The sequence below is a fragment of the Sandaracinaceae bacterium genome, assembly GCA_020633055.1.
Taxonomy (GTDB): Bacteria; Myxococcota_A; Polyangia; order Polyangiales; family Houyiibacteriaceae; genus JADJJE01.
In genome coordinates this window covers 178672-188045 of the sequence record JACKEJ010000016.1, presented here as the reverse complement: position 1 = coordinate 188045, position 9374 = coordinate 178672, and the positions used below count along the sequence as shown (strand labels likewise).

The following is a 9374-nucleotide window of genomic DNA, read 5'->3' as shown; positions in this document are numbered from 1 at the left end:
CTCGCCGGTGAAGCGCTGGAGCTCCGGCGGGAGGCAGGTCACGAGGCGCGTGCGCGTGGCCTGCACGCGGGCGCTCTTGCGCAGGGCCGCCGGGCTCAGCAGCCACAGGCCGATGGACGTGCGCTGCACGGGCCCAACGCGCGTGAGCTTCGGGTGGACGTCCCCCACGTAGCAGGGGAGGCGCCCCGCCCCGAGGCCGGCCACGATGCACGCCGTCATCGCGGGGACCGTCGTCACTGAGACGGAGGCACGACGCTTGGTGCCGCCAGCCGCCCCGCCCCGGTCGTCCTCCTGAGTGGCGAGTGGCCCCACGTAGCGCAGCTCGCTCGGGCTGGCCTTACCCACCTTGCGTCGATACGTGGCCCAGCCCAGCGTCGTCAGGCGCGTGCCCACCAGCTCGCCCGGGGGCTCCGCCGTCGGTCGCAGCGCCAGGTCTGCGTCGCCGCGCTCGAGGGAGCGCGTGTCGGGCGTGGCGTCCAGCTCGATGTGCAGCTCGGGGCACTGCTCGCTCAGGCGCTGGAGCGCGGGGAGGATGGGCGCGACCAGGCTGGGCACGGTGGTCAGTCGGATGCGCCCACGCGGCACCCTGTCGTGCACCTCGAGCGCGCGCTGCACGCCCAGCAGCTCGTCCTCCACGCGCGCCGCATGCTCGCCGATGACCGCGCCCGTCTCGGTGGGCACGTAGCCCTGGGGCGTCCGGTGGAACAGCGCCGTCCCCGCCCGCTCCTCCACGCGCTGCAGCCGGCGAAACGCGGTGGAGTGGTGGACCCCCAGCGTGGCGGCCGCGGCCCCCAGCGTTCCCCCGCGGACGATGGCCAGCACCAGCGCGAGGTCGTCCCAGTCGATGCTTGCGTTCATGCAAGCGAAGTGTGCGTTCGTGCGCATGGACTTGCAACGTTGCAAGCGGCATGGTGAGGGCGTCGAAGGAGACACACCATGACCACCCTGACCCCCACCACCATCCGACGAGCGAGCGAGCGCGGCCTCGCGAACCACGGCTGGCTCCGCAGCGCCCACACCTTCTCGTTCGCCAACTACTACGACCCGGCGCACATGGGCTTCGGCGTGCTGCGCGTCCTCAACGACGACCGCGTCGACCCTGCCGAGGGCTTCCCGCGGCACCCCCATCGGGACATGGAGATCGTCAGCTATGTCGTGGAGGGCGCGCTCGCGCACCGGGACACGCTGGGCACCGGCTCGGTCATTCGCCCGGGCGAGGTCCAGCGCATGAGCGCGGGGCGCGGCATCGCCCACAGCGAGATGAACGCGAGCCAGGACGAGCCGGTGCGCTTCCTGCAGATCTGGTTCTTGCCGGGCGCGCGCGGCACGGACCCGGGCTATGCGCAGCAGGCCTTCCCGTACGATCCGGCGCGGCCCATCGACCTGATGGTCACCCCCGACGGCGAGGGCGGCACCGTCGCCATCGGCCAAGACGTGCGCATCTTTCGCGTGCGCTTCGACGCCGCGGGTGAGGCGGCGCACGTGCTCCCGGCAGGGCGCGCCGCGTGGGTGCAGATGGTGCGCGGTGCGCTCTCGCTCGAGGGTGCGGCGCTGCGCGAAGGAGACGGCGTGCCCCTCACCACCGTCGACGACGACCGCACCTTTCGCCTCGTCGGCGAGCCCGGCGCCGAGGCGCTGTGGATGGAGCTACCCCCCGTGAGAGAGACCCAGTCATGAGCACCGACCCCCGCACCATCGCCGTCTTCACCGGCAGCCTGCGCCCCGATGGGGTCAGCGCCGCCACCGCCCACAGCGCCAAGGCGGCCTTGCCCGCGCACCTGCGCGCTGTGGACGTGGACTTCAGCGGCTTCCCCCTCTACGACCCGCGCCTGCACCTGATGGCCCCGGGCGATCCAGAAGGGGCGGACCTGCCCGAGCCCGTGCGTGCGGCCTTCCGCCTGGTGCGGGACTCGGCCGGCGTCCTCGTCGTCACGCCCGAGTACAACTATGGCGTGCCCGGCCCGCTCAAGAACGCGCTCGATTGGCTGTCCCGCCCGGCCTACAAGAGCGTCTTCGCGGGGCGCCCGGTGGCCGTGATGTCTGCGTCGCCCAGTCCGGCGGGTGCCGTGCGCGCGCAGGGAGCGCTCAAGACCGTTCTCGGCGGGATGATGGCGCAGGTGTTCGTGTACCCCGAGGTCGCGCTCGCCGGGCCGTTCAGCAAGCGCGGCGAAGACGGCGGGCTGGCCGATCCGGCCGCGCGCGAACGCGTGACGGCGCTGGTACAGGCCTTCGCTGCGTCCCTCTGAGCGCGCGATCCGCTCAGCCAGAGATCGCGCGCACCATCGCGACGCGCTGATCGGGCGCGGGCAGGGCCGCGCGTTGCTCTTCCAAGAGCGCGCGCAGCTCGGGCCCACACGCCGTCTCCTCCACGCGCACGAAGCCGAGCGTCCCGTAGTACGGCCCGTTCCACGGCAGGTGCGCGTAGGTGGTCAGCCACAGGGCGCTCGCCCCGTCTGCCTGCACGGCTGTGACCACGGCGTCCACCAGCGCTCGTCCGATCCCGCGCCGCATGAAGGCGCAGCGCACGGCCAGCTGGTCCAGGTAGGCCAGCCCGTCCACACGCGCGTAGGCTGCGAACCCCACGGCCTGGCCGTCCACCTCGGCGAGCAGCACGCGGCCCTCCCGCGTGCATGCTGCCCAGCGCGCGAGCTCCGCCTGCACGAACGGGTGCTCGTACGCGAGCTCGATCGCAAAGCCGCCGCTCGCGTACAGCGCGGAAGCGTCGTCGTCGATGGCGAGCAGCGTCTCCACCAGTGGCCCCACGGGCTCGCGGGGCGCATGGCGGATGGTCACGTCGCGCAGCGGTTCTGGGCGTTCTGGGTTCATCACGTCGTCAGAATGTCCCATGCGCTGAAACACGGCGAGCCCCACGACGGACGCGTTGTGAAACGCCGAGGCGACCTTGGCCGGTGGCGTGCGTCCTCGGAGCCGTGCTGACTCGACGCGCTCGGAGAACCTCTGGCCAGAAGTCCCCCGTCAGGTGCCTCCGCCTTTGCGTGACCAGCCGTGCTCGATCGCCTTCTGGGCGTACCAGCGGCGTTCCTCGACCGTCTCGAGCTTCTCCAGCAGCGCGAGGTGCGTGTACCAGGGCAATTGTGCAAGCACCCCTTGCACAAAGTCCTCGTCCGGCCAGGCCACGGCGAAGGCGCGCATGTACTTGAGGTTGCGGGGCGAGAAGCCCTCGGCGTCCGGAAACTCCGTCTTCAGGTCGGCCGCGATGCGGTCGACGATCTTCGCGCCCCACCCCTGCGCATCCTGCCGAGCGCGAATGTCGCGACCGATGCGCCAGTAGAGCCCCACCAGCTCGTTGTTGACGGCGCGCGCGGCCCGCTGGCGTGCTTCGTGGACACCGGCCTTCACCCCGCGGATCCACTCGGCGTAGCCCTCTGGCGCAACCTCCAAGGTGGCACGGGAGCCTTGTGCAAGGGGGGCTTGCACATTTGTCGGCTTCTTTGACGCCGCCCTCTTGCCGCGCGAGCCGGTCACGACGCCTCTTCGGTGTTGGGCTCGGTGTCTTGGGTGCCCCACCGCGGCGCGAGGCGCAGGAGCGCCGCCGTCATCGAAATGGCGAGGTCTGCGTCCTCGCGTTCATGGTGCGTCGCCCCGTGGTGCGCGGGGCTCGCGAAGATGTGCGTGGCTGAACGAAGCATCACGAAGCGTTCGCGCTCCGTGAGGTCGATGCGCTTCGCCTTCACGATGCGCTCGAGCTCGCCCGAGCCCTCCTTCGGCGCGCCGTCCATACGCTCGACCGCGGTGCGGCAGGCGGCGATCGCGTCGCTGTAGCGCCCCTCGTTCCTCGCGGCGACCGCGCGCGCGAGGTGACCTCCAGGGTCCCCGGTCCCGGGTGGAAAACGCAGCTCGGTGAGGAAGGGCAGCGTGAAGTCGTGGCCTGCGCGTCCCCCGCCGTGATTCCGCGTTCGTGTCATCAGCCCCGCACCCTCTTACGTCTTCGCGGACTTCGTCAACGTCCGGGAGCCGCGGGCGGGAAAATCTACACGAGGTCGACTCCAGCTGGTCGTGTACAGCGGGCCTTCCGTGTCTACGAGACCGGTCTGACCACCCATGCCCGGCGCTGCGTTGCGGCACAGGAGTCTCCAGGGTGCATTTCTCGCGTTCTGTGCTGTTGGGCCGCGGGGTCGAAGCCAGCGGCCTCGGACCCCCTACCGCGGGCCACCCCAAACGGTGGCATACCCCATGTGGCACGTCACGGAACGGCTGCCACTGCGCTACGATGGGCGCGGTGCGCGAGTCGCTGCATGAGCCCGCGAGGTTCCGTTCCATGGAGACCCTGCTGCTGACGCTGGCGGCCGCCTTCACGGTCAGCGCGTGCCACGGGGACAGCTTCGACACGTTACCCAACCCAGGACCCAACCCCACGACGTGGACGTTCCGCGCGCCGGCCGAGGAGGTCTGGCGAGCGCTCGACTGCGTTCGGCAGGACGCCCGATACGAGGAGGCGAGCGCGTACACGCCGCGTGGCCAGGTCCGTAGCATGCACGGCGTCCCGTCGCTTTCCCACGTGAGCGACGCCGGCACGTTGTCCACGTCGTTCGTGCTGCTGGTGGAGGTCGTGTCGGACACCACGGACGGGACCCGAGTTGCGGTGCGCCACGTCGCGCAGCAAGTACAGAACGGCATGAGCTGCGCGTGTCCGCATGGGTCGCCAGGGCGCTATCCCAACTTCGAGCCCGTCGAGTCCACTGGCGCCGAGGAGGCGCGTCTCCTCCGGGTGCTGCATGCGTGCCTGAGCGAAGCGCCACCTGCGCCCCCCCATCATCCGGCCCTCCCAGCGTCGGCGCGGTAGACGCGCCCGACGTCACAAGCGCCCCGCAGGGCGCTGCATCCTGGCGCGGCTGCTGTCGGTCCGCGTCGACGTCGGGCCTGGCGCGCGCTCAGCGTCATCATGGCGCACTCCGTGAGGAGGAAAGTACCAGAGCGAGGGTCTCCTGGTCTCGGCGAGGCGCCGAGTAGACGCCGAACGGACACAAATTCCGGAGGTCCCCACGGGTTCGGTCGCGCGTCACCGATCTGCGTGGGCTTCAGTCGCAACACCGACCTATCCTCGGGTCGATGAGCAGCGCCGAAACCCCCACGCGTGCCTATCCGCCAGACCTCACCCGCTGGGTCCTCGCGCGCTGGCCCGAGGACAGCCCGTGCCAGCTCTCGGCCGAGCTCTTGTCGGAGGTGCTCTCCACCGCGTTCTACGCGTCGATGATGGCGGAGGAGGCGCGGCCCACGCGCTTCCGCCTGCTGCTGAGCGGACCGGACGCGCTGCCCGAGAGCGGCGGCCCCAATGGCGGCGTGCTGCGACTGCGCTTCGACCAGAGCCGCGCGCTGTCCACGGGCGAGCTGCGCCGGCTCGCGCCTGCCACGCCGTTCGAGACGTCGCTCATCGGCGTCCATCGCGAGGAGGGCCAGCTGCGCATCTGGGGCATCGCCCACTCGGGGCCGGCCTGGCTCGCGCCGGCTTGGGGCGGGCGCGGAGCTGGCTCGAACTGGACGCTCGCGCCCATCGTGCACGTCAACGCACCCGGTCAGATCGCAGTGCGAAGGGGGGGCGTCCTCATCGGCGCGCTCGAGCACGGCGAGCTGGTCGACGCGACCATCGACGTCTTCCGGTCCGCCTGGCTGCCCGCACGCTTCGGCGCCGAGCGCGAGGAGATTCGCACGCACCACAGCTTGAAGCAGGCCCCCAAGGGCATCCCGACGGCGGTCGAGCACTCGCTCGTGGGTCGCATCTCGCAGCACATGCTCCGTCGCGTCATCCAGCTGGTGCGCAGCGCGGGCCACGGCGGGCTGCTGCTGATCCACGACGATGCGCAGGGGCGCGGCGGAACCCATGGGGCGTTGCGTCTGAAGTACCGCTTCGGTCAGGACGAGCCCACGCGACGCTATCGCACCCTGCTGTTGCAGCTGCTGGAGGCGCTCGCGGACGCGAGCGAGGCGCCTTCCATCGGGTGGGCGGACTTCGTGACCGCGTCGAGCATGGAGCTGGAGCAGCTGGAGCAGGCCGTGTTCGAGTGGAGCCGCGTGGTGGCGAACCTCGCCGCCACGGATGGCGCCGTCGTGCTGGACAAGCACTTCGCCCTCCTGGGCTTCGGCGCCGAGGTCTCCGCCGAGCTGCCGACGCCGTCGCGCGTGTGGTGCGCGCTCGACAACGAAGGCACGCGCCGACGGGCCGAAGACATCGAGGCCGTGGGCACCCGCCATCGCGCGGCCTATCGCTTCGTGAACGACTCTCCTGGCAGCCTCGCCATCGCAGTGTCCCACGACGGTGTGGTGACGTTCGTGATCAACGAAGGCGGCGAGGTGGTCTTCTGGGAGCAGTCGAACCTGGTGTAGCGCGGGACGGCACGGTCTCATCGCCAAGCGCTGGGATCTCTCCGAGTCTGCTGCTCGGTCGGGCGCTCCTCCAAGGCACGGATGGCGCGAGACACCCCCTCAGCGGAAGAAGCCGTCCGCACCCACGGCTCCCCCGAGCCGTGGCGCGTACACGCCGAAGAACACCTCCGCGACGAGCTCGCGTCGGCTGTTGACGCCCGCCTTGGCGAAGACCGACTTGAGGTGGTCCTGCACGGTGTAGCTGGAGAGGTGGAGCTCCGCCGCGATCTCCTTCGTGGCGAGACCCTTGAGCACCGCGGAGACTACGTCGATCTCGCGCTCGGTGAGGCCGAGGGCGCCGGCCAGCAGGGAGGTCACCTGCGCTGGCCCCGCGACCTCGAAGGTCACCACCGCGCGTCCGGTGGGGAAGGGCGCGGCGCGCAGCACGACCCAGCAGCCATCGGCCGTCCGTGCACGCTGGGCCACGGTGTGCCCCGCGAGCGCCCGCGCAGCCACCGCGTGCACGACCGCTGGCAGCTCCCCGTGACCGCGGTCGATCCCCGACAGCGCTTCCAGCCAGGCCAGCGCCGCGGGTGTGGCCTCGGCGAGCTGGTCTCCCGCCATGATCAGCACCGCGGGTCCGGCCTCGGCCGCGACGTTGATCGTTGCGGAGGCGTGGACGAGCGACCCGCGCACGGCCGGCGTCAGCAGCGCCGCCACGCGCTCCGCGAAGGCCACCTCCTCGGCGCTGAACGGTCGCGCGCCAGCGCTGCGCATCAGCCCTGCGCCAGCCCAGGCCGCGCCTTGGTGCGTGCACAGGAAGCGTAGCTCCTGGCCGACGCCCATCTCCGTGAGGTGCTCACGGACCGCGACGTGACCCTCGGTCGCGTCCATCTGCGCGACGTCGACGACCTCGGAGACGGCGCGGCTGGCGAGCAGGCGCTGGTACTGCGCGGGGGTCTCGCGCCCGTACTCGAGCTCGAAGAAGCGCGCGGCGGCGCGCCCGTTCTCGTCGAGGTTTCGGCCGACCGCCGAGGTCACCATGGTCGTCGCGGGATCGAAGGTGCAGTAACACGAGGCGTCGCTGGGGACCGCGGCGTGGAAGGCCTCCGACACGGACGCGAGCAGCTCGAGGGGCGTCGCGCGTTCGGTGCAGAGCGCCTGGATGTCGCGGAGCACACGGTCCGCTCGCAATTCGCTCCACGTCATGCGTCGCACGGTTCCATGGGCGCTCTCATGCGGCAATCCCAGACTCCTGGGGGGTACGCGATTCCCAGAACGCTGGGATGGCGAGGGAGCGGCGCGTGGCCGCACGTTGCGTCGTGAAGGGCCCGACGCATCGGCCCCAGCACCAAGGAGAACCTCTCATGATCCCCGTGACCCTGAACCACATCGCCCTCGACGTCGCCGACCGCAACCGTTCGGCAGCGTTCTATCATCAGCTGCTCGGCGCCGAGGTCGTCGCGGAGGATGTCGACAACAAGCTGACCTTTCTGCGCCTGCCCGGTTCGACGCGCTACTCGGACATCGCGCTGCACGAGCACGGCGACCGGGGCGCGGCGTACCCGCAGAATCAGCTCCGCATGGCCCACACCGGATGGGAAGTCCGCGACGCGGCGCACCTCGTGGAAGCCTTCGACTTCTTCACCGCGCACACGCGCGTCGTGCTGGCCGCCGACTTCGGCGTGGCCCGCTCGGTGATGGGGATGGACCCCGACGGCCACGTGGTCGAGCTGGAGCTCTTCTCCGTGGGCGCGGTCGACCAGCAGCCCAGCTTCGCTACGCTCGACATCGAGCGGCTGAGGTCCCTCGCCCCCGCCCACGCGTCCTGAGTCCAGCGCGTGGACTCCCCCGCGGTGTGACCCGACGTTGGTCGGTCGCGCGCATCGCGGGGTGGAACCGCCCCGTCGCCCTGTTCCCCGGAGACCCAGCATGCCCGCATCGTTGCCCGATCCCATCGTCGTCCCCTGGACCATGAAGACCCTCGACTCCGCGGTGACCACGCTCGACTTCGACGAGCGCGGCCGGATGCGCGCGTCGATCGTGCACGACGTGCTGCACGGGGTGACGCCAGAGATGCTGGTCTGGTGGTTCCAGAACCTGCGCGGCACGGTGGAGATCGAAGGACACACCCACCCCCGCTACCGGGTGTGGCATCCGCGCGATCACGTCGAGCACCGCTACCTGCGGACGCCAGCCGCGGGAGACGGAGTAGGTTCGGTCTTCCTGATCCACGAGGTGCTGGGGCGTGACCCGAGGTACCGCGTGTGCGTCCGGACCGACGTGGTCCGGCTGGACGAAGGGGGCTTCGCACACCGTCCTCGCTTTCACGGCATCTCGGGGCTCGTCGCGATGGACTACTCATGGCGACGCGTGCCCGGCGGCACCCGGTACGAGAACGCGATCACCGTCGGGCCGGCCCTCCCACGTGGCCTGTCGATCGTGCAGCGGGCCATCCGCAGCCTGGCGTTCGACGAGGCCCACGCGCGCGCGTGGCTGCTCCACAACGTGGAGGAGGTGGGCAACCTCGAGCACTTCCTGCCGGCGTTGTTCCACACCGAGAGCTGAACGCGCGCCACGGCCGGGGTGAACTATCGGACGTTCTGGCCACAACCTGATGGCTGGGCTCGACGGGCGGGTATCCCGCCGCGTGTGGTCTCTCGTTCTGGTGTGCGAAGATTGCGCACCGTGATTCGGTGTGCCAAGTCGCAACGCGTCGTTCACGTGTAGCTGCACCGCACCCTACGACGGGGACACCTGCGAGCTGGACGCGTCCATGCCGACCATCACGGAGCTCACGCCCGACGGAACGCTCAGCGGGCCCTGGGTGCCCGGCATCCCCTTCACCGTGACGGGCACCAACTTCGCGCCGGACGTCACGCTCAGCCTCGGGGGCATGGACGTCAGCATCACGCGCACGTCGGCCACGCAGCTCGATGGGTTCGTCCCGTTCGGCTTCGCGTCCGGTGACCACAGCCTCGTGGTGACCAACCCGGGGGTCGGCATGGTCACGCACGGAAGCACCGTCTTCGTGCCATGACGTGTCCATAGCG

General features: G+C 70.7%; 12 protein-coding genes. 7 read left to right on the top strand and 5 right to left on the bottom strand.

Going from position 1 to position 9374, the window contains the following annotated elements:
• Positions 1–858: LysR family transcriptional regulator (locus H6726_31530; protein MCB9662216.1), on the bottom strand; the 858-nt coding region annotated here is incomplete at its 3' end.
• Between the two features lie 78 nt (positions 859–936).
• On the opposite strand from H6726_31530, the gene H6726_31525 reads away from it, so the two are divergent.
• Together H6726_31525 and H6726_31520 are read left to right on the top strand one after the other, a co-directional pair.
• Positions 937–1677, top strand: a complete 741-nt coding sequence (locus H6726_31525; protein ID MCB9662215.1) for a pirin family protein — start codon at positions 937–939, stop codon at positions 1675–1677.
• The gene (locus tag H6726_31520) at positions 1674–2246 is read left to right on the top strand and encodes an NAD(P)H-dependent oxidoreductase (protein ID MCB9662214.1); all 573 of its coding nucleotides are present in this window, start codon (positions 1674–1676) and stop codon (positions 2244–2246) included. The genes H6726_31525 and H6726_31520 overlap by 4 nt, the downstream gene beginning before the upstream one ends.
• Before the next feature lie 13 nt (positions 2247–2259).
• Here H6726_31520 and H6726_31515 read toward each other — a convergent pair whose 3' ends face one another.
• From H6726_31515 to H6726_31505, 3 genes are all read right to left on the bottom strand, one after another.
• Positions 2260–2826 carry a GNAT family N-acetyltransferase gene (locus H6726_31515; GenBank protein MCB9662213.1) on the bottom strand — a complete coding sequence of 189 codons (567 nt, stop codon included), beginning with the start codon at positions 2824–2826 and terminating at the stop codon, positions 2260–2262.
• Between the two features lie 150 nt (positions 2827–2976).
• Positions 2977–3438: a hypothetical protein gene (locus H6726_31510; protein ID MCB9662212.1), complete on the bottom strand. Its 462-nt coding sequence runs from the start codon at positions 3436–3438 to the stop codon at positions 2977–2979.
• A 44-nt stretch (positions 3439–3482) separates the two neighbouring features.
• Positions 3483–3926, bottom strand: a complete 444-nt coding sequence (locus H6726_31505; GenBank protein ID MCB9662211.1) for a hypothetical protein — start codon at positions 3924–3926, stop codon at positions 3483–3485.
• 353 nt (positions 3927–4279) lie between these two features.
• On the opposite strand from H6726_31505, the gene H6726_31500 reads away from it, so the two are divergent.
• On the top strand, positions 4280–4804 hold the full coding sequence (locus H6726_31500; GenBank protein MCB9662210.1) for a hypothetical protein: 525 nt from the start codon (positions 4280–4282) through the stop codon (positions 4802–4804).
• Between the two features lie 266 nt (positions 4805–5070).
• Positions 5071–6342 carry a hypothetical protein gene (locus tag H6726_31495; GenBank protein MCB9662209.1) on the top strand — a complete coding sequence of 424 codons (1272 nt, stop codon included), beginning with the start codon at positions 5071–5073 and terminating at the stop codon, positions 6340–6342.
• A 99-nt stretch (positions 6343–6441) separates the two neighbouring features.
• Here the strand turns inward: H6726_31495 and H6726_31490 are convergent, their stop codons facing one another.
• Positions 6442–7530: a helix-turn-helix transcriptional regulator gene (locus H6726_31490; protein MCB9662208.1), complete on the bottom strand. Its 1089-nt coding sequence runs from the start codon at positions 7528–7530 to the stop codon at positions 6442–6444.
• Positions 7531–7688: 158 nt separating this feature from the next.
• Between H6726_31490 and H6726_31485 the strand changes: the two genes are divergently transcribed.
• The 3 genes from H6726_31485 to H6726_31475 all read left to right on the top strand — a co-directional run bounded on the left by H6726_31485 (position 7689) and on the right by H6726_31475 (position 9361).
• Complete coding sequence (locus tag H6726_31485; GenBank protein MCB9662207.1) at positions 7689–8153, top strand: VOC family protein; 465 nt, start codon at positions 7689–7691, stop codon at positions 8151–8153.
• Positions 8154–8253: 100 nt separating this feature from the next.
• Positions 8254–8889, top strand: coding sequence for a hypothetical protein (locus H6726_31480; protein MCB9662206.1), 636 nt, complete (start codon positions 8254–8256; stop codon positions 8887–8889).
• A 130-nt stretch (positions 8890–9019) separates the two neighbouring features.
• Positions 9020–9361, top strand: coding sequence for an IPT/TIG domain-containing protein (locus tag H6726_31475; protein MCB9662205.1), 342 nt, complete (start codon positions 9020–9022; stop codon positions 9359–9361).
• Positions 9362–9374: the final 13 nt, after the last annotated feature.